General features: G+C 68.1%; 28 protein-coding genes. 15 read left to right on the forward strand and 13 right to left on the reverse strand.

All coding sequences use genetic code 11. The features are described 5' to 3' along the window. Positions 1–79 precede the first annotated feature (79 nt). Both rpsA and ACOMD9_RS06710 read left to right on the forward strand, forming a co-directional pair. The gene (gene rpsA / locus ACOMD9_RS06705; RefSeq protein WP_421412996.1) at positions 80–1,756 is read left to right on the forward strand and encodes a 30S ribosomal protein S1; all 1,677 of its coding nucleotides are present in this window, start codon (positions 80–82) and stop codon (positions 1,754–1,756) included. 277 nt (positions 1,757–2,033) lie between these two features. Further along, positions 2,034–2,405, forward strand: coding sequence for a histone-like nucleoid-structuring protein, MvaT/MvaU family (locus ACOMD9_RS06710; RefSeq protein ID WP_421412998.1), 372 nt, complete (start codon positions 2,034–2,036; stop codon positions 2,403–2,405). A 60-nt stretch (positions 2,406–2,465) separates the two neighbouring features. On the opposite strand, the gene ACOMD9_RS06715 is transcribed toward ACOMD9_RS06710, so the two are convergent. After that, a complete protein-coding gene (locus ACOMD9_RS06715) occupies positions 2,466–3,287 on the reverse strand; it encodes a helix-turn-helix transcriptional regulator (RefSeq protein ID WP_421412999.1) in 822 nt (273 codons plus the stop codon). A gap of 400 nt (positions 3,288–3,687) precedes the next feature. Between ACOMD9_RS06715 and ACOMD9_RS06720 the strand changes: the two genes are divergently transcribed. Beyond that, on the forward strand, positions 3,688–3,981 hold the full coding sequence (locus ACOMD9_RS06720) for a hypothetical protein (protein WP_421413001.1): 294 nt from the start codon (positions 3,688–3,690) through the stop codon (positions 3,979–3,981). Between the two features lie 185 nt (positions 3,982–4,166). Here the strand turns inward: ACOMD9_RS06720 and ACOMD9_RS06725 are convergent, their stop codons facing one another. The 8 genes from ACOMD9_RS06725 to pilB form a co-directional block, all read right to left on the reverse strand. Further along, positions 4,167–5,075: a DNA replication terminus site-binding protein gene (locus tag ACOMD9_RS06725; RefSeq protein WP_421413003.1), complete on the reverse strand. Its 909-nt coding sequence runs from the start codon at positions 5,073–5,075 to the stop codon at positions 4,167–4,169. Then, the gene (gene yacG, locus ACOMD9_RS06730; protein WP_421413005.1) at positions 5,072–5,305 is read right to left on the reverse strand and encodes a DNA gyrase inhibitor YacG; all 234 of its coding nucleotides are present in this window, start codon (positions 5,303–5,305) and stop codon (positions 5,072–5,074) included. The genes ACOMD9_RS06725 and yacG overlap by 4 nt, the downstream gene beginning before the upstream one ends. Positions 5,306–5,333: 28 nt before the next feature. Then, positions 5,334–5,948, reverse strand: a complete 615-nt coding sequence (coaE, locus tag ACOMD9_RS06735; RefSeq protein WP_421413007.1) for a dephospho-CoA kinase — start codon at positions 5,946–5,948, stop codon at positions 5,334–5,336. A gap of 66 nt (positions 5,949–6,014) precedes the next feature. Next, the gene (locus ACOMD9_RS06740; protein WP_421413009.1) at positions 6,015–6,863 is read right to left on the reverse strand and encodes a prepilin peptidase; all 849 of its coding nucleotides are present in this window, start codon (positions 6,861–6,863) and stop codon (positions 6,015–6,017) included. Between the two features lie 18 nt (positions 6,864–6,881). Beyond that, on the reverse strand, positions 6,882–7,073 hold the full coding sequence (locus tag ACOMD9_RS06745; protein WP_421413011.1) for a DUF2283 domain-containing protein: 192 nt from the start codon (positions 7,071–7,073) through the stop codon (positions 6,882–6,884). A gap of 2 nt (positions 7,074–7,075) precedes the next feature. Next, positions 7,076–7,330, reverse strand: coding sequence for a DUF4258 domain-containing protein (locus ACOMD9_RS06750; protein WP_421413013.1), 255 nt, complete (start codon positions 7,328–7,330; stop codon positions 7,076–7,078). A 9-nt stretch (positions 7,331–7,339) separates the two neighbouring features. Then, positions 7,340–8,572, reverse strand: a complete 1,233-nt coding sequence (locus ACOMD9_RS06755) for a type II secretion system F family protein (protein WP_421413015.1) — start codon at positions 8,570–8,572, stop codon at positions 7,340–7,342. 117 nt (positions 8,573–8,689) lie between these two features. After that, positions 8,690–10,498 carry a type IV-A pilus assembly ATPase PilB gene (gene pilB / locus ACOMD9_RS06760; protein ID WP_421413017.1) on the reverse strand — a complete coding sequence of 603 codons (1,809 nt, stop codon included), beginning with the start codon at positions 10,496–10,498 and terminating at the stop codon, positions 8,690–8,692. Positions 10,499–10,839: 341 nt separating this feature from the next. Between pilB and ACOMD9_RS06765 the strand changes: the two genes are divergently transcribed. After that, positions 10,840–11,259, forward strand: a complete 420-nt coding sequence (locus tag ACOMD9_RS06765) for a pilin (protein ID WP_421413019.1) — start codon at positions 10,840–10,842, stop codon at positions 11,257–11,259. 329 nt (positions 11,260–11,588) lie between these two features. On the opposite strand, the gene ACOMD9_RS06770 is transcribed toward ACOMD9_RS06765, so the two are convergent. Together ACOMD9_RS06770 and ACOMD9_RS06775 are read right to left on the reverse strand one after the other, a co-directional pair. Further along, on the reverse strand, positions 11,589–11,876 hold the full coding sequence (locus tag ACOMD9_RS06770; protein WP_421413346.1) for a type II toxin-antitoxin system RelE/ParE family toxin: 288 nt from the start codon (positions 11,874–11,876) through the stop codon (positions 11,589–11,591). Continuing rightward, positions 11,873–12,151 carry a CopG family ribbon-helix-helix protein gene (locus tag ACOMD9_RS06775; protein WP_421413021.1) on the reverse strand — a complete coding sequence of 93 codons (279 nt, stop codon included), beginning with the start codon at positions 12,149–12,151 and terminating at the stop codon, positions 11,873–11,875. Before ACOMD9_RS06775 ends, ACOMD9_RS06770 begins: the two co-directional genes overlap by 4 nt. 436 nt (positions 12,152–12,587) lie before the next feature. Between ACOMD9_RS06775 and ACOMD9_RS06780 the strand changes: the two genes are divergently transcribed. Together ACOMD9_RS06780 and ACOMD9_RS06785 are read left to right on the forward strand one after the other, a co-directional pair. Beyond that, positions 12,588–12,902: a transcriptional regulator gene (locus tag ACOMD9_RS06780; protein ID WP_421413023.1), complete on the forward strand. Its 315-nt coding sequence runs from the start codon at positions 12,588–12,590 to the stop codon at positions 12,900–12,902. Next, positions 12,895–13,176 carry a helix-turn-helix domain-containing protein gene (locus ACOMD9_RS06785; RefSeq protein ID WP_421413024.1) on the forward strand — a complete coding sequence of 94 codons (282 nt, stop codon included), beginning with the start codon at positions 12,895–12,897 and terminating at the stop codon, positions 13,174–13,176. Before ACOMD9_RS06780 ends, ACOMD9_RS06785 begins: the two co-directional genes overlap by 8 nt. A gap of 472 nt (positions 13,177–13,648) precedes the next feature. On the opposite strand, the gene ACOMD9_RS06790 is transcribed toward ACOMD9_RS06785, so the two are convergent. After that, complete coding sequence (locus tag ACOMD9_RS06790) at positions 13,649–13,939, reverse strand: HigA family addiction module antitoxin (RefSeq protein WP_421413025.1); 291 nt, start codon at positions 13,937–13,939, stop codon at positions 13,649–13,651. A gap of 48 nt (positions 13,940–13,987) precedes the next feature. Continuing rightward, positions 13,988–14,266 (reverse strand): type II toxin-antitoxin system RelE/ParE family toxin, encoded by a 279-nt coding sequence (locus tag ACOMD9_RS06795; protein ID WP_421413027.1) that lies wholly within the window; start codon positions 14,264–14,266, stop codon positions 13,988–13,990. A 310-nt stretch (positions 14,267–14,576) separates the two neighbouring features. On the opposite strand from ACOMD9_RS06795, the gene ACOMD9_RS06800 reads away from it, so the two are divergent. From ACOMD9_RS06800 to ACOMD9_RS06840, 9 genes are all read left to right on the forward strand, one after another. Further along, positions 14,577–15,029: a phasin family protein gene (locus ACOMD9_RS06800; protein WP_421413028.1), complete on the forward strand. Its 453-nt coding sequence runs from the start codon at positions 14,577–14,579 to the stop codon at positions 15,027–15,029. A 180-nt stretch (positions 15,030–15,209) separates the two neighbouring features. Next, positions 15,210–15,692, forward strand: a complete 483-nt coding sequence (locus ACOMD9_RS06805; protein ID WP_421413030.1) for a hypothetical protein — start codon at positions 15,210–15,212, stop codon at positions 15,690–15,692. Continuing rightward, positions 15,689–16,813, forward strand: a complete 1,125-nt coding sequence (locus tag ACOMD9_RS06810) for a GGDEF domain-containing protein (protein WP_421413031.1) — start codon at positions 15,689–15,691, stop codon at positions 16,811–16,813. The genes ACOMD9_RS06805 and ACOMD9_RS06810 overlap by 4 nt, the downstream gene beginning before the upstream one ends. A gap of 136 nt (positions 16,814–16,949) precedes the next feature. Next, the gene (locus ACOMD9_RS06815; protein ID WP_421413032.1) at positions 16,950–17,501 is read left to right on the forward strand and encodes an anti-virulence regulator CigR family protein; all 552 of its coding nucleotides are present in this window, start codon (positions 16,950–16,952) and stop codon (positions 17,499–17,501) included. A 123-nt stretch (positions 17,502–17,624) separates the two neighbouring features. Next, positions 17,625–20,048 carry a Lon protease family protein gene (locus ACOMD9_RS06820; RefSeq protein ID WP_421413034.1) on the forward strand — a complete coding sequence of 808 codons (2,424 nt, stop codon included), beginning with the start codon at positions 17,625–17,627 and terminating at the stop codon, positions 20,046–20,048. Further along, positions 20,038–20,799, forward strand: a complete 762-nt coding sequence (locus tag ACOMD9_RS06825; protein ID WP_421413036.1) for a universal stress protein — start codon at positions 20,038–20,040, stop codon at positions 20,797–20,799. The genes ACOMD9_RS06820 and ACOMD9_RS06825 overlap by 11 nt, the downstream gene beginning before the upstream one ends. Positions 20,800–20,929: 130 nt before the next feature. Then, positions 20,930–21,388 (forward strand): hypothetical protein, encoded by a 459-nt coding sequence (locus ACOMD9_RS06830; RefSeq protein ID WP_421413037.1) that lies wholly within the window; start codon positions 20,930–20,932, stop codon positions 21,386–21,388. Positions 21,389–21,483: 95 nt separating this feature from the next. After that, positions 21,484–22,899 (forward strand): MBL fold metallo-hydrolase RNA specificity domain-containing protein, encoded by a 1,416-nt coding sequence (locus tag ACOMD9_RS06835; RefSeq protein WP_421413038.1) that lies wholly within the window; start codon positions 21,484–21,486, stop codon positions 22,897–22,899. 23 nt (positions 22,900–22,922) lie between these two features. Further along, the gene (locus tag ACOMD9_RS06840; RefSeq protein ID WP_421413039.1) at positions 22,923–23,360 is read left to right on the forward strand and encodes a low molecular weight protein-tyrosine-phosphatase; all 438 of its coding nucleotides are present in this window, start codon (positions 22,923–22,925) and stop codon (positions 23,358–23,360) included. The last annotated feature ends 193 nt before the right edge of the window (positions 23,361–23,553 follow it).

Genomic DNA, 23,553 nt, shown 5'->3' on the forward strand with positions numbered 1-23,553 from the left:
TGGTAAATAAGGCCCGCACTCGCTGGTGGTGCGGAGAAGGCGGCAACGCCGTACTCAACGTTGATCACGTAGGAACATCATGAGCGAAAGCTTTGCTGAACTGTTTGAACAGTCTCTCCAGGACATCAACATGGAGCCGGGCGCCATCGTCCAGGCTACCGTCGTCGACATCGATGGTGACTGGGTCACCGTCAATGCCGGCCTGAAGTCCGAAGGTCAGATCCCCGCGGCCCAGTTCCGCGACGAGAACGGCGAACTCGCCATCGCCGTCGGCGACGAGGTCCACGTCGCCCTGGAAGCCGTCGAGGACGGTTTCGGCGAGACCCGCCTGTCCCGCGAGAAGGCCAAGCGCGCCGAAGCGTGGAAGGTGCTGGAAGCGGCCTTCGAGAAGGACGAGATCGTCAAGGGCGTGATCAACGGCAAGGTCAAGGGCGGCTTCACCGTCGACGTCGACTCCATCCGTGCCTTCCTCCCGGGCTCGCTGGTCGACGTGCGCCCGGTGCGTGACACCACGCACCTCGAGAACAAGGAACTCGACTTCAAGGTCATCAAGCTCGACCCGAAGCGCAACAACGTCGTCGTGTCCCGTCGCGCCGTGCTCGAGGCCGAGAACAGCGCCGAGCGTGAGGCCCTGCTCGCCACCCTGCAGGAAGGCCAGCAGATCACCGGTATCGTCAAGAACCTCACCGACTACGGCGCCTTCGTCGACCTCGGTGGCGTCGACGGCCTGCTGCACATCACCGACATGGCCTGGAAGCGCATCAAGCATCCCAGCGAGATCGTCGCCGTGGGCGACGAGATCAACGTCAAGGTGCTGAAGTTCGACCGCGAGCGCAACCGCGTCTCCCTGGGCCTGAAGCAGCTGGGCGAGGATCCCTGGGTCAACATCAAGGATCGCTACCCGGAAGGCACCAAGGTGCATGCCACCGTCACCAACCTCACCGACTACGGCTGCTTCGCCGAGCTGGAAGAGGGTGTCGAGGGCCTGGTCCACGTCTCCGAGATGGACTGGACCAACAAGAACATCCACCCGTCCAAGGTCGTGCAGGTCGGCGACGATGTCGACGTCATGATCCTCGACATCGACGAGGAGCGTCGTCGTATCTCCCTGGGTATCAAGCAGTGTACCGCCAACCCGTGGGAGACCTTCAACGCCGAGTACAACAAGGGCGATCGCGTCTCCGGCACCATCAAGTCCATCACCGACTTCGGCATCTTCATCGGCCTGGAAGGCGGTATCGACGGCCTGGTGCACCTCTCCGACATCTCCTGGACCGAGACCGGCGAGGAAGCCGTTCGCCAGTTCAAGAAGGGCGACGAGGCCGAGGCCGTGATCCTCTCCATCGACCCCGAGCGTGAGCGCATCTCGCTGGGCATCAAGCAGCTCGATACCGACCCGGTCGCCGAGTTCCTGGCCGTCCACGACAAGGGCACCATCGTCACCGGCCGCGTGGTCGAGGTCGATGCCAAGGAAGCCCAGGTCGAGCTGGCCACCGATGTCGTCGCCGTGCTCAAGGCCTCCGAGATCAGCGCCGACCGCGTCGAGGATGCCCGCAACGTGCTGAGCGAGGGCGACAGCGTCGAGGCCCGTATCATCGGTGTCGATCGCAAGAACCGCCAGATCAACCTCTCCATCAAGGCCAAGGAGCAGGACGACACGCGGCAGAACCTCAAGAAGCTGCGCGAAGAGAGTCCCGAGAGCGGTGGCCCGACCACCATCGGCGACCTCATCAAGCAGCAGATGGGTCAGGACTGACGAGACGGGCACTCGCCCCCTCGCAGCCACGGAAAACGCCGCCCCTCGGGGCGGCGTTTTCATGTAATGATGATTATCCGAGTCGAGCCCGGGTTAATCCGTTCTTCCACTTCCCGTTTCAACGAAACAAGTGAGGCTCGGCTTTCCACCCTCTTGTATCGGACTCGCGAAGTTGCGCTCGATAATAATCGACTCGATACTTACACTGTTGTCATGATCAAGTTTAACGTCCATAATCACACTCGCATCCTGAAACCCGAAGAAGGAATACCCGGTTATGTCACTGCTCAGTGAATACATGCAGATGGAACAGCAGCTCAAGCAACTCCAGGAGAACATGGAGAAGCTGCAGAACGACAAGCGCCTGAAGGCCGAACTCGAGTTCAAGGAAAAACTCGAGTCACTGATGCGCGAGTTCGACAAGAGCGCCGCCGATGTCATCGCCCTGCTCAATCCCAAGCCCGCCGCCGCTGCCCCGAAGACAGCCGCCGCCGGTGGCCGCCGCAAGCGCAAGCTGAAGATCTACAAGAACCCGAATACCGGTGAAGTCGTGGAAACTCGCGGCGGTAACCAGAAGACCCTCAAGGCGTGGAAGGACGAGTACGGCAACGATACCGTCGAGTCCTGGCTGGTGCGCGTCGAGGAGTGATCCTCCGCCCCGCCGCCCACGCCCAGCGCCGCCCTCGAGGCGGCGCTGTCGTGTCCGGGGTCAGCCGCCGGCTGCCTCGGCCTCCAGCAGGGGCAGCTGGAGCTCCAGGCCCGCCGGCGTGTCCAGCAGCAGGGGCGGCTCGCCGTTGAGGTGCTCGCCCTGCTCGGGCAGCGTGCGGCCGAGCACGAAGTGCACCGCCGCGGGCAGTTGCGATATCTGCTCGAGGGGGACGCAGGCGTGGCGTCGGGCCGGCAGCTCCACCAGCCGGAAGGGCAGGGGCAGGGCCAGGTCGGCGGCCTCGCCATGGGCCACCTGCACGCCGAGATCGAGGCGCGGCAGCTCGCTGTCCAGGGGTTGGTCGTGGAGAAGGGCGATGGGGATGGCCTCGCTCAGTCGGGGTGGCAGGGGCTCGCCGTCCTCCAGCGGATGCTTCCATTCGCTTGGGTCGTCGAGGGTCCGGCTGGACGCATAGCGCCGGGTGACGATCGCATCCCGTGGCGGCATGTCGCGCAGTTCGACGGGAAACCCCGTGGCCGCGGCCCATTCGTTCTTGCGCATACACCACCGCTGACGGCGGCGATACTCCCGTGGCGAACGGGTGTAGCGGCGATGGAAGGCGCGGCTGAATGCCGAGTGGTTGCGATAGCCGCACATCTCGGCGATGCGGCTCACCCCATGGGGGGTGTGCACCAGCAGCCGGGCCGCCTTCTCCAGGCGCAGCCTGTCGCGGTAGGCACCGGGCGACATGCCGAAGTGCTGGCGGAAGCGGCGGCGGACCTGGGAAGAGGAGTAGCCCAGCCGCCGCGCCAGGTCCTCGATGCCCAGGTCGCTCGCCAGGGTCTCCTGCAGCCAGATCTCTGCTCGCATCATCTCGTTGAACATTGACTGGCTCCATCCCTTGGGGTCAGGTGCACGAGCCGGCCGCCTGCCGTGCCCGCCGACAGGTATCGCCCCGCCGGTGCCTGAACGCTGTCGCTCCGGGGACCCCGCTGCGGGCAGGGCTCCCCGGGCGTATTGCCTTGTTCCGCTTTATTAGTACTTTATGCTTGTTATGAGGGTCCGAAGGCAAGTTTGCATGGCCGGGATGATCGATTGGGCACATTTTTGCGCGGCAGGAGTGGCCGTGATGGCCGTGAGTGGGTGGCGACACCCGGGGTTCGGGGAGAAACCCCCTTCGCCACGGGCGCCAATGGCGGTATACTTCAGCGTAGATCATCAGCGTGAGCGTCGGCTCCTGGTTTCCTTTCCCTCCCCGCCGGCCTCCTGACACCACTGGTAGCGAATGAAACAACAGACTTCCCGCAAGCCCATGGATGAGCGCGAGAAATTGCGCAAGTTCCGCGAGCTCGACGACGCCTTCGCCGAAGCCCTTCGCGAACTCGAAAGTCCCGACAGCACGCTCGACATTCCCACCGGGCCGCCGGTGCGTTCCCTGGAGGCCCGTGAGCAGGACGACAAGACCCGCCAGCAGGCCTTCGAGGAGCGCCTCAAGGCGCTGATGAGCGAATACGCCCAGCCCGCCGAGAATGTCAGCGACCTGCTGCAGACATTGAAGGAACTCGGGCGCATCGCCTGATACCCGACCTCCGTCGTGGCAGTTTCCCTGCGCGATCGGCGCCGCAGGCGCCCCGGCGGTGACCGCCAACGTCGCAGACTACCGCCAGCGCCGCTTCGCGCCGCATCGCCCCGCAAAGCGCGGCTCCCACAGGGAGCCAACTCCCCGCCTTGTGGAGGATGACCGCCAGCGCCGCGCCGGGGCACTCACCGGTAGCGGAACACCCTCAGGCTCGGCAGCAGGGGTTCGTCCTCGAGGCGTTCGTCGCTGCGGCGTGCGCGGAGGCGCTTCTCGGGGGGATGGGGCGGGGGCTGGTTGTGGTCCGGCAGGCGGCCATCGGGGGCGGGCACGAACAGCGGCAGCGCCACGTTCATCGCTCGGCGCGAGCGGCCATCCTCCAGCGGCTCGCGAAAGAACAGGTTGGCCCGCATCAGCGGCGCCTGGCGCTGCACCTGGGCCAGCGGTTCGCCGTCCGGGATGCCGGCCAGCCGGCGCAGCTGGATCCGCACATGGGGCGCCTCGGCATCGAGCCTGAGCAGCTTCTGTTCGGCCTCGCGCACGCTCAGCCGCTTGATCGAGCGCCCGCTCGCGTACCAGGCCAGCCGCACCCGTGACACCGGGGCCTCGGCCACCGGGATCGCCCGCCAGCACTGCTTGAGGTGCAGCCGCGCCAGCCCCCGGCCGCGCAGGTGGTCGTGCAGGGCGGGGTGGCGGAAGGGCAGCACCGTCTTGATCTCGGGAATCAGGCCGGGCACCTGCTCGCGGATCTGGGCGAGCAGCGCGGCGAAGGCCGCCTTGGCCGCGTTCACCTCGGCGACCCGGGCCAGCAGCGCCTCGCCGGCCGCCACCAGCCCGACATGGGCCCGCGTCGTCCGGCCGTCCTGGCCATCGTGGTACCAGAAGTCCAGCAGCGCCCGGCGCAGCCACGGCTCACCCGCCGCTTCCCCGCCGAAGGCCCAGCTCGCCCCCGGGGCCTGGTGGTAGGCGTCGAGCAGCGCCTCGGTACGCTGGATCAGCGCATCGAAGGCCGCCTCCAGCTCGGCCAGCAGGCGATACTCGGGCTTCTGCAGCCCCGGGGGATGCGCCACGCCGGCCGGGCGCTTGCCGGCAGTCACTGCAGGCCACCGTCCCGGTCGGCCTGGGCCAGCATGGCGTCGAGGTCCATCTCGTCCATGGCCGGCTCGCCGGCGATGCGATGCGACTCGTCGGCCCAGGCGCCCAGGTCCAGCAGCCGGCAGCGCTTGCTGCAGAAGGGACGGTAGGGGTTCTCCTCGCTCCACACCACCGCCTTGCGGCACTGCGGGCAGGCGACTTCCAACGGGCGTTTCGTTCGTTGCGACGTCATGACACGCGATCTCGATTCGTTGGGTTGATCAGTCCGACGGCCGGGCACCGGCCAGGGCCCGGTAGTGTCGGTCCAGCTCGGCGACCTGCGCGACCAGGGCCGGCTCGTCCCCCCCATTGTCGATCACCTCGTCGGCGCGGGCCAGGCGTTCGGCGCGCGGCATCTGGGCGGCCACGATGGCCCGTGCCTGGGCCTCGTCGACATCGTCGCGGGCGGCGGTGCGCGCCACCTGCAGCGCCTCGGGCACGTCGATCACCAGGCTGCGGTCGACCAGGCGGTGCTGGCCCGACTCGAACAGCAGCGGCGAGACCAGCAGCACATAGGGGGCGTCGCCGGCCTGCAGCTGTGCCAGCCGGGCCTCGAGCCGCTCGCGGATGCGCGGGTGGGTCACCGATTCCAGCCAGCGCCGCTCGGCCTCGTCGGCGAAGACGATCTCGCGCAGCGCCCGGCGGTCGAGCCGGCCATCCTCGAGCAGCACCCGCTCGCCGTGGCGCGCGGCGATCTCCGCCAGCGCCGGCTCGCCGGGCTCCACCACCTCCCGGGCCACGTCATCGGCATCCACCCAGGGAATGCCCAGCGCCGCGAAGGCCCTGGCCACCGTCGACTTCCCCGACGCGATCCCCCCGGTCACACCCACGATCAAGCTAAGCCTCCCTTGGGGTCAGACCCCAAAATTCGCTTTGGGGTCTGACCCCAAAATTGGCTTCGGTCACTGCAGCAGGCCGAGGTAGGCGGCCATCAGCGGTTCGCCGGCGAGCAGGGCGATCCAGCCGGCGACCACCAGGTAGGGGCCGAAGGGCATGGGAGCGCCGCGCAGCCGCGGGATCGCCACCTGCATCAGCACGCCGATCACGGCGCCGGCGCCGGCGGAGAGGATCAGCACCAGCGGCAGGCTCTGCCAGCCCAGCCAGGCGCCCAGGGCGGCGAGCAGCTTGAAGTCGCCGTAGCCCATGCCCTCCTTGCCGGTCACCAGCTTGAACAGCCAGTAGAAGCTCCACAGCGAGAGGTAGCCGGCCATGGCGCCGATCACCGCCGAGGGGAGCATCAGCGGCTGGAACAGCAGCTGGTAGAGCAGCCCGGCCCACAGCAGCGGCAGGGTGAGCAGGTCTGGCAGCAGCTGGGTACGCAGGTCGATCACCGCCATCGCCAGCAGCGCCAGGCAGGCCCCGAGGATGAACAGCCCCTGCCAGCTGGCGCCGAAGATCGCCACCACCGCCAGCGTCAGTGCGCCGCCGGCCAGCTCCACCAGCGGGTACTGGGGGCTGATGCGGGCCTGGCAGGTGGCGCAGCGCCCGCGGCGCTTGAACCAGCCGAGCAGGGGGATGTTGTCGTGCCAGGCGATGGGCGCCTCGCAGGCGGGGCAGATCGAGCGCGGCGTCACCAGGTTGAAGCGCGGGGGCTCCTCGCCGGGCAGCTCCAGCGCCTCGCGGGCCTCGGCCCGCCAGCCCTGCATCAGCATCACCGGCAAGCGCACGATCACCACGTTGAGGAAGCTGCCCAGGCAGAGGCCGACGACGGCCGCCAGCGGCCAGAGCAGGGAAGGGGAGAGATCGAACAAGAAGAGTATCCTTACGGGTCAGGCGGCTTCGCTCTTGAGTAGCGGCCAGGCACCTTGTTTCGAGGCCTCGAGAATGACCACCTCCACGATGGTGCCATCTGCGGCGTAGCTGATATGAGTGTTCCAGTCCTGGGAGACTTCCTTGGTGATCGGCTTGTCAGCCAGGTGGAGCACCAGGATATCGTCGGCTTCGTCATAGGTCGTACGCATCGTCACTCCTCCCACTGGAAATGATGCATGACGGTTTTCACGACCAGTCTATCCTCCAGAATCACAGCCGCACAGATCAGATTGTCATGGCGGCTCGACACTTCCTTGGCCAGCCAAAGCCGAATGTCGTCCTTGTAACGGGTAATGCCAGTTTCAATAAGTTCGCAAAGCGTTGCCTCGGATATGCGTCGCTCGGCCATGCGCTCACGAGCATGGCGAGTGACATGGACGTCCAGGCCGAATCGTTGGCTGTGCATGGTCAGCCCCTAGATCACGCTGCCCAGCTCGAAGATCGGCAGGTACATCGAGACCACCAGGCCGCCGACGAGCACCCCGAGCACCACGATGATGAAGGGCTCGAGCAGCGAGGTGAGGGTGTCGACCTTGTTGTCGACCTCCTCCTCGTAGTAGTCGGCCACCCGGTTGAGCATGGCGTCCAGGGAGCCGGCCTCCTCGCCGATGCCCACCATCTGCACCGCCAGGGGCGGGAACTGCTCGGTGAGGCGCATGGCGAAGTGCAGCTGCTGGCCGGTGGACACGTCCTCGCGGATCTGCTCGATGGCGCGCTCGTAGACCTTGTTGCCCGAGGCGCCGGCGGCGGTGTTGAGTGCCTCCACCAGCGGCACCCCGGCGCCGAAGGTGGTGGCCAGGGTGCGCGAGTAGCGCGCCACCGACGACTTGTCGAGGATGTCGCCGATCACCGGGATCTTCAGCGACAGCGCATGCATGCGGTAGGCGAAGGCCTCGGAGCGCTTCATGCCGGTGCGGATGAAGAAGATGAAGGCCGCCACCCCGAGCAGGCCCCACCACCAGTACTGCTGGGCGAACTGGGAGAGCGAGATGGTCATGCGGGTCATCGCCGGCAACTCGGCGCCGAAGCCGTGGAACAGGCTCTCGAACTGCGGCACCACCTTGATCAGCAGCAGGGCGGTGACGCCGATGCCCACCGCGATCACCGCCGCCGGGTACCATAGCGCCTTCTTGACCCGCCCCTTGAGCGACTCGATCTTCTCCTTGTAGGTGGCCACCCGCTCGAGCATGCGGTCCAGCGAGCCCGACTGCTCCCCGGCCTCCACCAGGTTGGCGAACAGCCGGTCGAAGTGCTGGGGGTGCTGCTTGAGCGCCTCGGAGAAGCTCGCCCCCGCCGCCACCTGGTTCATCAGCTGCTGCACCAGGGCGCTCATGGCCGGCTTCTTGAGGCTCTCGGCCACCACCTGGAAGGCCTGCAGCACCGGCACCCCGGCGCGGATCATGGTCGCCATCTGGCGGGCGAAGAGCATGATGTCGCGGGGCTTGATCTTGCCCATGCCGCTGCCGAAGCCCCCCTTGCGGCGTACGGTCTTGACCATGATGTTCTGGCCGGAGAGCTCCTTCTCCACCTCCGCCTTCTTCGCCGCGATGATCTCGCCGCTCACGCGGCGTCCGTTCGGTCCCTTGCCGCTCCAGCGCCAGCGATAGAGCTTGATCTTGTCCGGCGCTCGCATCGTGCGTGTGGCCATGAGTGATTCCCTGCCTGCTTGCGTTTCGTATCATCAGTTATATGTCGGGGCGCCGTGGTCGGCGCCGCCGAATTGTATCGTTCTGGTGTGGCGAGTTTGCGAAGTGTTCGGTTCTCCTCAGTCCTTGGTCACCCGGTTCACCTCGGCCAGGCTGGTCACGCCCTGCATCACCTTGAGCAGGCCGCTGCGGCGCAGGTCCGGGTGGCCCTCCTCCCTTGCCAGCTCGTCGAACGCCATGGAGTCGCCGTGCTTCATGATCAGCTGGCTCATGGCATGGCTGATCGGCACCACCTCGTAGATGCCCACCCGGCCCTTGAAGCCCTGGGTGCAGTGCTTGCACCCCACCGGCGTGTAGATGGTGGCGCGGTCGACCTCCTCGGTGGTGAAGCCCTGCTGCAGCAGCACCTCCCGGGGGATGTCGGCCGGCTGCTTGCAGTGCTTGCACAGCTTGCGCGCCAGGCGCTGGGCGATGATCAGGCTCACCGAGCTGGCGATGTTGAACGGCGCCAGGCCCATGTTGGCCAGGCGGGTGAGGGTCTCCGCCGCCGAGTTGGTGTGCACCGTGGAGAGCACCAGGTGGCCGGTCTGGGAGGCCTTCACCGCGATCTCGGCGGTCTCCAGGTCGCGGATCTCGCCCACCATCACCACGTCCGGGTCCTGGCGCAGGAAGGCGCGCAGGGCGCTGGCGAAGTCCAGGCCGATCCTGGGCAGCACGTTGACCTGGTTGACCCCCGGCACCTTGATCTCCACCGGGTCCTCGGCGGTGCAGATGTTGCGCTCCACCTCGTTGAGGATGTTGATGCCGGTGTAGAGGGTCACCGTCTTGCCGCTGCCGGTGGGGCCGGTGACCAGGATCATGCCCTGGGGCTGGTCGAGCACCGTCTCGTACATGGCGCGCTGCTCGGGGGTGAAGCCGAGCTGCTCGATGCCCAGCTGGGCCGAGGCCGGGTCGAGGATCCGCAGCACCACCTTCTCGCCGTACACCGTGGGCAGCGAGTTGACGCGAAAGTCGATGGAGCGGCTCCGGGAGAGCTTGAGCTTGATGGCGCCGTCCTGGGGCAGGCGCCGCTCGGAGATGTCGAGCCGCGACATGACCTTGAGCCGCGCGGCGATGCGCGTGCGCATGGCGAAGGGCGGGTGGGCCACGTCGTGGAGGATGCCGTCGATACGAAAGCGCACCCGGTAGCTGGTCTCGTAGGGCTCGAAGTGGATGTCCGAGGCGCCGCGGCGGATGGCATCGAGCAGGATCTTGTTGACGAACTTGATGATCGGCGCGTCTTCGCCGGCCTCGGCGGTCACCGCCTGGGCGTCCACCTCGCCGGTGTCGCCCTCGTCGTAGTCCAGCTCGCCGATGGCGTCGTCGACCCCCTTGAGCTCGTCGAGCATGCTGTGCTCGCTCTGCGCCAGGTAGTTCTCCAGCGCCGGGGCGAGCTGGTCCACCGGCGCCAGCACCCCCTCGGGGGTGAGGCCGGTGGCGAACTGCAGCTCGTCGAGCAGCGCCAGGGTCGAGGGGAAGGGCACCGCCACCGTGAGGCGGTGGCCGTGGCGCACCAGCGGCAGCACGTTGAGCCGGCGCAGGATCTTCTCGGGGAACTCACCCGCCGGCGGCAGGCCGTCGGGGCGCAGGGCGTCCAGGTCGATGATCGGCAGGCCGTACTCCCAGGCCGCGGTGAGGGTGGCCTGGCGGGCCGGCACCAGGCCCGACTCGATCACGTGCTCGAGCAGCGACATCTCGGCCTCGCGGGCCTCCTGCTCGGCGCGTACCGCCGCCGCCTCGGAGAGCAGCCGGTCCTTCACCAGGCGGCGCGACAGCCCGCGCAGGCCGTCGGCCCCGGCGGTGCGGTGACCGACCCCGGCCAGCGGCGACTCGGCGGGCTCCGCCGCCGGCGGCGGCTGCTCGGGGGAGGGGGGACGGTAGTCGTTCATGGCGCCTCGCGGGTGCAGCAATGGGGACATCACCCCCGATTCTAGCCTTATGCAAGCGGCCCCGCCCAGCGCCAGGCCACGCCGATTCAACCTTTTTCTTGATCCAGCACATGACGCGGCTGCACGAAACCGATGAGACGGGCCATATTGTCCTTGCAGTGTCGCCATCTGTAATTTAATGTAAGCACTAGGGTAAGCCGCCGGGCAGGGTGGCAGGCCCGCAAGTGACGGTGGCGCACGGCCACCCAACGCAAATCCCGCACGGGTCGCGAGAAGAAGGCAAACGCCAGACGGGCCACGGCGGACAGCAAGCAAGGGGCAGGGCCATGAAGAGGCAAGGCATGCAGAACATGAGAAACATCAAGACCGGCCAGGGCGGTTTTACCCTGATCGAGCTGCTGATCGTGGTGGCGATCATAGGCATTCTGGCGGCAATTGCGCTCCCAGCCTATCAGAGTTATACCGAGCGCGCAGTTGCTTCAAATGCAATTGCTAGCGCTGCTTCAGCTAGAACTCAAGTTGCTATCAATTGGAATTCTGGTGCGGATGCAGCTACGGCAACTGAAATTTGTGAGGATGTGGATACTACTGGCAACATTGGCTGTGCAGCTAATGGAGTCATTACAAGTTCATATGATAGCAAGTCTGTAACACTTACTCCAACCTTTCCCTCAACAACAGGCTCTTCTAATATCACATGGGGCTGTGCACTTGTTGCTGCTGATTTTGATTCAATTACAGCTTGCCCAGGGAACTGGTAATCGGGGCTAATGAGGGACAGCCCCCCATTTCCCGCCTAGCATAAACCAGCGGCCGGCTTAATGCCGGCCGCTGGCGTTTCTGCGCCGGGCATGGCGCTCGGGAGTCGGGCGCCAGCGTCGGCAGCGCCATGGGGTCAGACCCCGGCGGCGGCGAATCCGCCCGCCAGGCGCGCCATGGCGGGCTTCACGACCTGGCTGGGGTCTGACCCCATGGGGCGGGCCTCGGCGGTTGCCTCGGCGCCAGGGCTGCCAATGGCCGGGGCCCGCGGGCAGGGAGGGGCAGCCCATTTTAGCTAAGGCTAATGAGGGACAGGCCCCCATTTCTGATGTCAGTACCCGGCTTCTTTCTGATGACGGACGGCGAGGATAACGGCCTTCTGCCCATCGAGGCGGTACAATGCGATATAGCCGTCACTGCCGAAGTCGATCGGCCATTCGCGATATTCCGGTTCAAGGTCTTCAACGAGCCGCCCCAGTTGGGGTTGGTGTGCCAGAATCCCGATGCCGGTGCGGATTGCCTTCACGGCTCGGCGGGCGGCATCGGGGTTCTTGTGTGAGAGGAAACGATAGAGCCGTTGTACATCGGCCAGGGCCTGTGGTGTCCACTCGAGCCTCACTTGTGGCAAGCGGGAATCTCCACATCTTCGCCGGCTTCAAGCCTTGCCAGCCAAGCGTCGGCATCCTCCTGGGTCAGGTGCAGGCCGGTTCGCTGATACTCCTCCCAGGCGCGGAGGGCGTCCTGCTTGAACGACTCGCGCTTCTCCTCCCGCGCGACATACTCGGCAATCGCCTCACGCATGATCCAGTGGGTTGTGCGCCGACGGGCCTTGGCAAGCTGCTGCACTCGACCTTTCAGCTCGTCATCCAGCTTGATGGAAGTTGGGGTTGCCATATTGGCCTCCGCATCATGGGGGTAATACCTTTGACTACTATAGGTGACGCACTCTCCCGGGTCGAGACGGAGACGGTAGCATGACCCAGCGGCCGGCAGCGATGCCGGCCGCTGGCGTTGCGCGCCAGGCATGGCGCTCGGGTGTCGGGCGCCAGCGTCGGCAGCGCCATGGGGTCAGACCCCGGCGGCGGCGAATCGGCCCGCCAGGCGCGCCATGGCGGGCTTCACGACTCGGCTGGGGTCTGACCCCATGGGGCGGGCCTCGGCGCCTTCCTCGGCGCCTCAGCTGCCAATGGCCGGGGCCAGCGGGTGCAGCGGCGAGCTGCGCTACAACGTGCCGCCCGGCGCCCCGGCGGCAACCGCCAACGTTGCCGCCGTTCGCTGGCGTTGTGGTGTTCTACTTGCGGGGAGTACGTCACTGACGCATAATGGCTCCATGTACACGATTATCGAAACTGCCATGTTTCGGCGTTATGCGGAGCAGATTTGGCAAGACGATGAGCGAGAGTCCTTCATTACCTGGCTTGCCGCAGACCCCCTGGTGGGAGATGTCATTCCGGGTACGGGCGGTGTCCGAAAGGTCCGCTGGTGGCGCCAAGGCAGCGGTAAGCGAGGAGGTGTGCGAGTGATCTACTACAACACCCTCGATGATGGTCAGGTATGGTTGCTGATCGTGTATTCGAAGTCGAAGTTTGACAATCTTCCCGCATCGCTGTTGAGGCAACTGAGAGAGGAGCTGGACCATGGATAAAGAAATGGATCAGTTCGGGCGTGATCTGCTGGAGTCCGTGCGCCAGATGAAGCGTGGCGAGGCAGCTGGGGTCACTCGGGTCGAGGTCCCAATGGCGGCTCAGATTCGCCATCGGTTGGGACTCTCGCAAAAGGAGTTCGCCGAGCTATTGGACGTTAGCCCCGGCACACTACGTGGTTGGGAGCAGGGACGACGTGAGCCTACCGGTACTGCACGTACCTTGCTGCGTGTGGCGGAAAAACACCCCGAGGCGCTGCGCGACCTGGCGGGGTAATCGGCGGCGAATGAGGGACCGGCTGATGAGGGACAGCCCCCTCCCGCCTGGCATGACCCAGCGGCCGGCAGCGATGCCGGCCGCTGGCGTTGTGCGCCGGGCATCACGCTCGGGAGTCGGGCGCCAGCGTCGGCATCGCCCCGCGGAGCGTGGCTCCCACAGGGAGTGGTTGGTGCCCCCCATGTAGCGGCTGCTGCCCTGTGGGGAGCGCAGATTCTCTGCGCGATTGGCGCCGTCAGGCGCCCCGGCGGTGACCGCCAACGTCGCTGACCACCGCCAGCGCCGCTTCGCGCCGCCATCGCCCCGCAAGGCGCGGCTCCCACAGGCAGGCAAATCCCCGCCTCGGTGGCGGCCGCCAGCATCGGCAGCGCCATGGGGCGGGCCTCGGCGTCTCCGGTCGCCATCGATTCTCGCGGCAATGCAGGACAGCCCCCGATTTTCCGCCGATCCCGTTCCCGTTCATGGCTTCACTTCAAGAGGCCAGTCGCTGGACCTCGGGCTGTTCGCTGTGCTCGGCTTGCCAGAGGTCATAGGCGGTCTGCATCGCGAGCCAATGCCGCGCGGTGCCTGCGCCGGCGCGTTCGAGGCGCACGGCCAGGTCCGGCGAGATGGCCGCATGCCCGTGGACGACCCGCGAAAGGGCGACCCGAGACATGCCGAGGCGTCGGGCGGTCTCGGCAACCGAGATACCCAACGCCTCGATGACATCCTCGCGCAGCATCTCGCCCGGGTGCGGGGGATTGTGCATTCCAGTGATGCTCATGATCATGTCCTCCTTACGGGCATCAGGCAGATGGCCTCGGCCCCTGGATCAGTGGTAGTCCAGATAATCAACCAACTCGACATCCTCTCCGGTGAACCGCCATATCACGCGCCAGTTGCCGTTCACGCTGACCGACCAGTGATCCTTGTATTGCCCTTTCAGTGCGTGGAGACGGAAACCGGGAAGATCCATGTCGGCGGGTTGCTTGGCTTGATCGAGCGCGGCCAGGATGCGCCTGAGCTTGTTCACGTGGTCGCTGCGAAGGCCTTTTGACGACCCTTTCCAGTACAGGGCTTGAAGGCCTTTATGCTTGATCGTGAGGATCACCGTCCTTGTCTCCGCGGACCGCCCCGGACGGATCGAAGTGTATCGTTGCGCGATACACCTTGCAAGTGCGGTGAGTCGGGCCAATCGGGCAAACCCACATCTCCCGCCGTCGGGCGTCAGCGTCGGCAGCGCCATGGGGTCAGACCCCGGCGGCGGCGACTCCGCTCGCAAGGCGCGCCATGACGGGCCTCGTGAGGTGGCTGGGGTCTGACCCCATGGGGCGGGCCTCGGCGCTTTATTCCCATCGATGTTGCACTGCACAATAAACCCTGCTATTGTGCAGTGCAGCAGAGCGGGAATCTCCCGTTCCATGGCATTCAGAACCCCGGAGGTTCCCATCATGACCAACGCCTTTACTTTCGACGCCAAATCGTTCGACACCGCTCAGCTCGAGTCCGTGTTCTTCGGCCCGGCGCGTGCCTTCGCCGCCCTGTCCATCGACTTCACCGAGAAGCTGGTTGCGGCCCAGCTCGACGCCACCAAGGGCTATGCCGACGCCAACCTGGCGCAGCTGCGCCGCCTGGTGGAGGTCAAGGACGCCGAAGGCCTCAAGAGCTACCTGGAAGGCCAGCAGCAGGTCGCCAAGGACCTGGCCGAGCGCCTGAAGGGCGATGCCGACAAGGTGGCGGCCCTGCAGCAGGACTTCGTCCAGGGAAGCCAGAAGCTGACCGAGGGCAGCGTCAAGCAGGCCCAGCAAGGCCTCAAGCAGGCCACCGAGACCGCCACCAAGGCTGTCAAGGAAACCGCTCCCAAGGCCAAGTGAGTCGGGCCCGCCCCGCGGGCCACGATGACGCAGGACCCCAGGCCGCCGATCGATGATCGGCGGCCTGTTTGCGTGGGTGAGGGCAGCGGCAACCAGCGCCCGTTTCGCGATGCACGCATCATGCTAGTATCGGGTTCGACCTGAATAACCATGATCGAATCTACGCAGAGGAATTCCGCCATGCTGCCCGCCAATGCCGTGCGCCGGCTGCTCGTCTCCCTCGTGTGTCCCTTCCTGTGGCCGGTCACCGCCGCCGTGGCAAGCCCCGATGTCGTGGTGTTCCGGCACGGCGAGCAGGAGACCCGAGTCGAGGTCGAGGCACTGCGCGAACGCGCCGACGTGCACTTCACCTTCTTCGATCCCTACATGGCCGAGGAGGTGGCGATCACCGGGCTGGTGTTCCGCGACCTGCTGGTGGAGCAGTTCGGCGCGGTGCCCGAGCGGCTGGCCTTCACCGCCTGGGACGACTACGCGGTGACGCTGGGCGGCTGGGACGACCCCAACTGGATCCTGGTGACCCACCACGACGGTGACCCCATCGGCCTGCGCGAACGCGGCCCGCTGCGGCTGGTGGAGCGTGATTACGGCGACCGCGATCGCGCCAACCTGCGCAACTTCAACGACTGGGTGTGGATGATTCGCGGGATCGAGGCCCGGCGGTGAGTTCACCCCCCGTGCGGCGCCGCTATATCGGCTGGCTGTGGCTCGGCCTGATGAGCTTCACGGCGCTGCTGCTGTTGATCACCTACGAGACGCGCTGGGTACACCCCGATATCCATGCCTACTTCAGCCAGTCGGGCAACCTGACCGGCCAGCAGCTGGCGACCCGCTCGCGACGCTATCTGGAGGAGAGCCTGGGCATCCTGCTGGAGGAGGGCGACAGCGAGTCCGCCGTGCAGCGTGCCAGCTTCCAGGTCGAGCTGGGCTACAGCCTGTTCGATATCGGCCTCTACCGTAACGAGTACGCCTGCACGGTGCCGAGCCTGCAGCGCCTGGACGCCCTCCATGACATGCTGGGCCACGGCGTCATGCCACCGCCCGCCGTGCTCAGCCAGCACCTGCTGCAGCCCATCCGCTGCCTGACCGAGATCGAGATGGACCAGCTCGATCGCCGCAGCGAGGTCACCAACCAGTTCGTCGAGGAGACCCGGCACCATCAGGCCCGGGTGCTGGTGGGAAGCCTGGTGATCTACCTGCTGGGGCTGCTGTTCTGGGGGATGCACGAGCGCAAGCACCGCCTGGCGGACCGGGCCACCCGCGAGAGCCTGCACTGGATGGCCCAGGCCCTGCGCGACCCGCTCACCGGCATCGGCAATCGCAGCGCGCTGCATGACGACGTGCTGGCCGAGCCCGGTCGCTCCCTGGGGCTGATCCTGATCGATATCGATTATTTCAAGCAGTACAACGATGCCCTGGGCCATCCCGATGGCGACCACCTGCTGCGTCAGCTGGCCGGGCTGATCGACCGGGCGCTGGACGGCCATGCGCGACTCTACCGCATGGGGGGCGACGAGTTTGCCGCGCTGCTGCCCTGCGAGGGCACGGAGGCCGTGGAGCGGGCGTGCGCGTCGGTGGTGGCGGAGGTCCATCGCGCGGCGCTGCCCCACCCGGACCATCCCGGCGGCGCCTTCGTGACGCTCAGCGTGGGCGGGGCCCAGTTCACCGCCGGCAGCGAGGCCTTTACCCACGCCTATGCCGCCGCGGACCGGGCGCTCTATCGGGTCAAGGCCCAGGGGCGGGACGCCTGGCAGGCGGCGAAGATCGTCCGGCTGTCCCGGCAATGAGCGCCCGGGGCCGGCCCGGCGCGCGCTAGCCCGGCGCCGGCATCGGGCGGATCGGCAAGCTTCTCGTTTCCTGCACCCTGCCTGCCCGTCATGTCACCTACACTCAGGGCACATCCCTGCCGATAAGGAGTTCCCCATGCGCAACGGAACCACGCGCCCGCTGCTGCTTGCCTCGCTGCTCGGCCTCGCCCTGGCCGCCGGCCCGGTGCTGGCCCAGCCCGCCGACAACCCCGGCCGCGGGCAGGGGGCGGGCGCCCGGGAGCAGCCCCCCGGCCAGCGCGGGGAGGCGCCGGGGCGCGGCGCGTCTCCGCAGCAGGAACGCCGCGACACGGAGCGCCCGCGCAATCGCGACTACTGGCGGGACCGGGAGCGTGAACGCCACGGCGAGGGGCGTGTCGAGCGCCGCGACGGCCCGCGCATCGTCGAGGGCGAGGTGAGGCGCATCTTCGAGCGGCACCGCGAGTTCATCCGCCACGACGACCGCGACGGCCTGCCCCCCGGCATCCGCATGAACCTGGAGCGCGGCAAGCCGCTGCCCCCGGGGATCGCCAGGAACTTCGACGACCGCGTGCTGCGCGACCTGCCGCGCCACGACGGCTACCGCTGGCACCGCGTCGGCCCCGATGCGGTGCTGGTGGATGCCGCCAACGACGTCATCCACGAGGTGCTGCGCGATATCCTCGAGTGAGGCGTGGCGGGCTCGAACGCCGGGAGGCGCTGGCGTCGGCAGCCTGGGCCGTCAGCGTTGATCCATGTCAGGCATCCCCGGCGCCGATCCTCCATACTGGCGGAGACGACAAGGAGAGATGCCATGGTGGAACCCCTGGGGGTGGCGCAGGTGTATCGCACCTGCCCGGAGGAGGCCTTCGCCTTCGATGTGACCAGTGAACTGGAGTCGCTGGACCTGCTCAGCGGCCATGACCGCGCGCGGGATGCGCTGAGCTTCGGCACGGCGATCCGCAGCGACGGCTTCAACCTCTTCGTGCTCGGCCAGCCGGGCCACGGCAAGCACGCCCTGGTGGGGCGCTTTCTCACCGAGCGCTCGCGGGACGAGGCGCCGCCGCCGGACTGGTGCTACCTCTACAACTTCGACGACCCGGCGGTGCCCCGCCAGCTGGCGCTGCCGCCGGGCCTGGGGCGTCAGCTGCGCGCCGACATCGACCAACTGGTGGAGGAGCTGCGCCGGGCGATTCCCGCGGTGTTCGAGAGCGAGGAGTACCAGAACCGCCTGCACGAGCTGAAGCAGGCCATGGGCGAGCGCCAGCACGACGCCGTGGAGGCGGTGCGCCGCGAGGCGCGCGAGCAGGACATCATCCTGCTCTCGACCCCCAACGGCTTCACCTTCGCCCCGGCCGCCGACGGCGACAAGATGATGTCGCCCAAGGAGTACGAGGCGCTGCCCAAGGACGAGCGCGAGCGCATCGAGGGCACGGTGGAGATCCTGCAGCGCAAGCTGACCCAGGCGATCCGCCAGATGCCGCGGCTGGCCAAGGAGCTGCGCGACCAGGTCCACGCCCTCAACGAGGAGATGCTGGAGTCGGTGATCGGCTCGCCGCTGGGCGAGCTGGAGGAGCGCTACGCCGACGAGGAGGGCGTGCTGGCGCACCTCAAGGCGATCCGCGAGGCGATCCTGCTGCACGTCGACTCCTTCCATGCCGACGACCCGGACATTCCCCCCGAGGCGGTGTTCAGCCGCTTCCAGGTCAACCTGCTGGTGGACAACGCCGACACCGAGGGGGCCCCGGTGATCTACCAGGACCTGCCCACCCACCAGCACCTGGTCGGGCGCATCGAGCACCATGTGCACAACGGCACCCTGCTCACCGACTTCTCGCTGATCCGCGCCGGGGCCCTGCACCGCGCCAACGGCGGTTACCTGGTGCTCGACGTGCGCGGCGTGCTGACCCAGCCGGGGGCCTGGGAGACCCTCAAGCGCGTGCTGCGAGCCGGCGAGATCCGCACCGAGTCGCTGGAGCAGGCCTACGGCCTGATCAGCACCGTCAGCCTGGAGCCGGAGCCGATCCCGCTGGACATCAAGATCGTGCTGCTCGGCGAGCGGCTGCTCTACTACCTGCTCTGCGAGCATGACCCGGAGTTCCTCGAGCTGTTCAAGGTGCAGGCCGACCTGGAGGACGAGCTCGACCGTGACGAGCCCCACCAGGACTTCTATGCGCGGATGATCGCCACCCTGGCGCGGGAGGCGGCGCTGCGCCCGCTGGACCGCAGCGGCGTGGCGGCGGTGATCGAGCGGGCCAGCCGCCTGGCCGACGACCAGGGCAAGCTGACCGCCCGCCATCGCGACCTCCACGACCTGCTGCTCGAGGCCGACCACTGGGCCGGCGAGGCGGACCTGTCGGTGATCTCGCGGCCCCAGGTGGAGAAGGCGGTGGAGCAGCAGCTGTGGCGCGCCGGGCGCATCCGCGAGCGCAGCCACGAGCAGATCACCCGCGGCGTGCGCATGATCGCCACCGAGGGCAGCGTGGTGGGGCAGGTCAACGGCCTCTCGGTGCTGCAGCTGGGGGATTTCGCCTTCGGCCAGCCCAGCCGCATCACCGCCACCGCGCGCCCCGGCAGCGGCCAGGTGGTGGACATCGAGCGCGAGTCGCGCCTCGGCGGGCGCATCCACTCCAAGGCGGTGATGATCCTGTCGCGCTACCTGGCCAACCGCTATGCCCAGGACCAGCCGCTGTCGCTCTCGGCCAGCCTCGCCTTCGAGCAGTCCTACGGCGGCATCGAGGGCGACAGCGCCTCGGTGGCCGAGGTGTGCGCCCTGGTGTCGGCGGTGGGCCGGATCCCCCTCGACCAGTCGCTGGCCCTGACCGGCTCGATCAACCAGCACGGCGAGGTGCAGGCGGTGGGCGGCGTCAACGAGAAGGTCGAGGGCTTCTTCGATGTCTGCCGTGCCCGCGGCGAACTCGCCGGCCAGGGGGTGGTGCTGCCGGCCACCAATGTCGAGCACCTGATGCTCAAGCGCGAGGTGCGCGAGGCCATCGAGGCGGGGAGCTTCCGGGTCTATGCGGTGCGCCATGTGGAGGAGGCCCTGGCGCTGCTCACCGGGCTCGCCCTCGGCGAGGCCGACGCGCACGGCGACTTCCCGGAGGAGAGCCTCAACGGCCGGGTGCAGGCGCGGCTCGCGGCCTTCCGCGAGGCGGTCAAGGCGGCCCGCGGCAAGGGCGACGACGACGGCAACCAGGGCGACGACCGCAACGACGAGGAGGGTGGCAATGAACGATGACACCCACGAGCAAGGCGAGGCGCTGCCGGAAGCGGCACGGGTGCTGGCGCTGCTCGATGCCTCGCGCCAGAGCCTGGCGGCGCTCTCCGCCGCCGTGGACCTCGCCGCCAGCCGCCAGGCCGAGCTGGTGGCGCTGTTCGTCGAGGATATCGACCTGCTGGCCAGCGCGGGCTTTCCCTTCTCCCGCGAGGTGGGTGCCCAGTCGGGCCTGTCCCGGCCCCTCTCGCCGGAGGCGGTGGAGGCGAGCCTGGCACGCCAGGTGAAGCGGGCCACCCAGGCCCTGGCCGAGGCGGTGGCCGGGCGCCAGGTGCGCCACCGCTTCCAGGTCAGCCGCGGCCGCGTGGCCAGCGAGGCGCTGGCGCTGGCCGGCCCCGGTGACCTGCTGGTGCTGGGCAAGGCCGGGCTCTCCGGCCAGTGGGGGGTGCGGCTGGGCTCCACCAGCCGTGCGCTGATCCTCGAGGCCCCCTGCACCGTGATCATCTGGGACGAGCGCCTGCCGACCCACCGCGGCCCCCTGCGCCTGATGTCTCCGGCCGACCCCGAGCTGCCGGCGGCGAGCCTCGCCGCGCTGGAACCGCTGTTCGACGGCGTGGAAGCGCTGCCGGCCATGGACGCCACCACCCTGGAGCGCTACCTGGCCCGGGCCCGCAGCGGCGCACTGCTGCTCCACCGCCCCGAGCTCGCCCGCCTCGCCGAGCAGGACCCGCAACTGCTCGGCCGCATCCCCGTCCCGATCATCGTGGTGCCGTAGGGCCAGCGCCGCTGTGTGCCGCATCGCCCCGCAGAGAGGGAGGGTGGCCTGGCTCCCAGGCTGGGCCGTGCCGCCCGCCGTGGCCGTTTATGGCAGAATGGCAGTTTTGCAGTGAACGAAGGATCGCCGCATGGCGTATTTTCTGGTGATGGGCGGTCTGGCGCTGTCCGTGTTCTTCACCTTCGGCTGGCTGCTGCTGCGCACCGGCCAGTGGCTGGCGCGCGGGCTGCCCGGTGGCGGCGCGCGGGGCCGCAAGCGCCCGGCCCGCAAGGCGCCGGCCCGCAAGCCCGCCCGTGCCCCCGCGAAGGCATCGCGTCCGAAGGCGGCCACCAGGAAACCGGCCGCTCCCCGAGCGCCCTGGCGGCTGACCCGCTGGCTGGCGCGCCGCCGCTTCGCGTTGCCGCTGTCGCTGCTGGCGCTGCTGCTCTACGGCTTCACCCGCCTGGCCGAGTACGGCATGGCCTTTCGGCCCCAGGAGGTCCCCGGCGCCTACCACGCCCTGGTCGCCACCCTGGGCTGGATCGCGGCCGTGCTGCTCGCCCTGGCGCTGATCAACCTGCTCGCCGCCTGGCGTTGCCGCGGCAGCTAAGCTCGCTTTGGGGTCAGACCCCTAAATCCGCTTTGGGGTCTGACCCCAAAGCAGACTCAAGGGTCTGACCCCATGGACGCAGGGAGGCTGGATTCATGGACGACACGCCCTACATCCTTCACCACGGCGGTGCCGATGGGGTGACCGGCAGCTGCCATCGGCTGCAGATCGCGCCGGACCGGGCGCTGCTGGTCGACTGCGGCATCTTCCAGGGGCAGGATGCCGATCATCTCGACAACCTGGCGCAGCACGAGGTGCACTTCCCGGTGCAGGACGTGCTGGCGCTGGTGGTGACCCATGTGCATATCGATCATGTCGGTCGGCTGCCCTACCTGCTGGCCGCCGGCTACCGCGGGCCGATCCTCTGTTCGGTGCCGTCGCGGCGGTTGCTGCCGCTGGTGATCGAAGACGCGCTGCGGGTGGGCTTCACCCGCGACCGTGCGCTGATCGAGCGCTTCCTCGACGAGGTGGAGCGCCGCCTGGTGGCGATCGACTACCGGGAGTGGCACACCCTGGTCGACGACGAGCGCCACCGCGTGCGCATCCGGCTCAAGCGGGCGGGGCATATCCTGGGGTCGGCCTATGTGGAGGTCGACAGCCTCGATCGGGAGCACGACAGGGCGCAGCGCACGGTGTTCTCGGGCGACCTGGGCGCCCCCGGCGCGCCGCTCCTGCCGGCGCCGAAACCGCCCTGGCGTGCCGATGTGCTGGTGCTGGAGAGCACCTACGGCGACCGCCGGCACGAGGATCGCCGCCACCGCCGGGATCGGCTCGAGGCCGCCATCGACCGGGCGCTGGCCAACGATGGCACCGTGATCATTCCCGCCTTCAGCATCGGCCGCACCCAGGAGCTGCTCTACGAGCTGGAGGGGCTGATCCACCGGGCGAAGTCGCCGCGCTGGCGCGAGCTGGAGATCATCGTCGATTCCCCCCTGGCGGCGCGCTTCACCGAGGTCTACCGGGACCTCAAGCCCTGGTGGGACGCCGAGGCCCACCGGCGGCTGCGCAGCGGGCGGCATCCCCTGAGCTTCGACAACCTCACCACCGTGGACGACCACGAGGCCCACGAGCGCGTCGTCGACTACCTGGCCCGCACGGGCCGGCCGGCGGTGGTGATCGCGGCCAGCGGCATGGCCGCCGGGGGGCGGGTGGTCAACTATCTCAGGCGGATGCTGCCGGACGCGCGCCACGCGGTGATCTTCACCGGCTATCAGGCGGCCGGCACCCCGGGCCGCGACATCCAGCGGTACGGCCCCCGCGGCGGCTGGGTGATGCTCGACGGCGAGCGCATTCCCATCCATGCTCGGGTGGAGACCCTGGGCGGCTACTCGGCCCATGCCGACCAGCAGGACCTGCTCAACTTCATCCGGCGCATGCGTCACCCACCGCGGGAGGTCCGGCTGGTCCATGGCGAGCCCGAAGTCCAGGCGGCGTTCAAGGCCCGGCTGGAGGCCTGGGCCGCCGAGCGGGGCCACGCCATGCGCGTGACCCTGGCCAGCCGCACGTCCTGAAATCCTCCGACGATGGAGAGCGCATGTTCCAGCATATCCTGGTGGTCTGTGTCGGCAACGTCTGCCGCAGCCCGGTCGCCGCAGCCATGCTCAGGGAGCGGCTGCCCGGCCGCCGCGTGGAGTCCGCCGGGCTCGGCGCGCTGGTGGGGCAGGGCGTGGAGCCCACCGCCCGGGCGCTGGCCGAGGCCGACGGGCTGGAGGTGGCGGGCCACCGGGCGCGACAGCTCGATGCCGGGATGCTCGAGGCCGCCGACCTGGTGCTGGTGATGAGCGAGGGGCAGCGCCGCGCCGCCGCCGACCTGGCCCCGGCGGTTCTGGGCAAGACCCTGCTGCTCGGCCGCTGGCTGAACGACGGCCAGGGCCGCGAGATCCCCGACCCCTATCGCCGCGATGCCGAGGTGTTCAGGGCAGTGCACGGCCTGCTGCGCGAAGCCGCGGATAGCTGGGCGAAGCGGCTGTAGGGGCATCCGCCGGGGCGCCTGCGGCGCCGATCGCGCAGAGAATCTGCGCACACAGGGCGCTGGTAGTAGTCTGCAACGCTGGCGGTTGTCTGCGACGTTGGCGGTTGCCGCCGGGGCGCCTGACGGGTGGCCAACAAAAAAAAGCGCCCCGGGTGGGGCGCTTCTGTCATCGGCTCAGGCCGCCGCGGGGGCG

Origin of the sequence: Halomonas terrestris, assembly GCF_049166755.1 — a bacterium.
Classification (GTDB): Bacteria; Pseudomonadota; Gammaproteobacteria; order Pseudomonadales; family Halomonadaceae; genus Halomonas.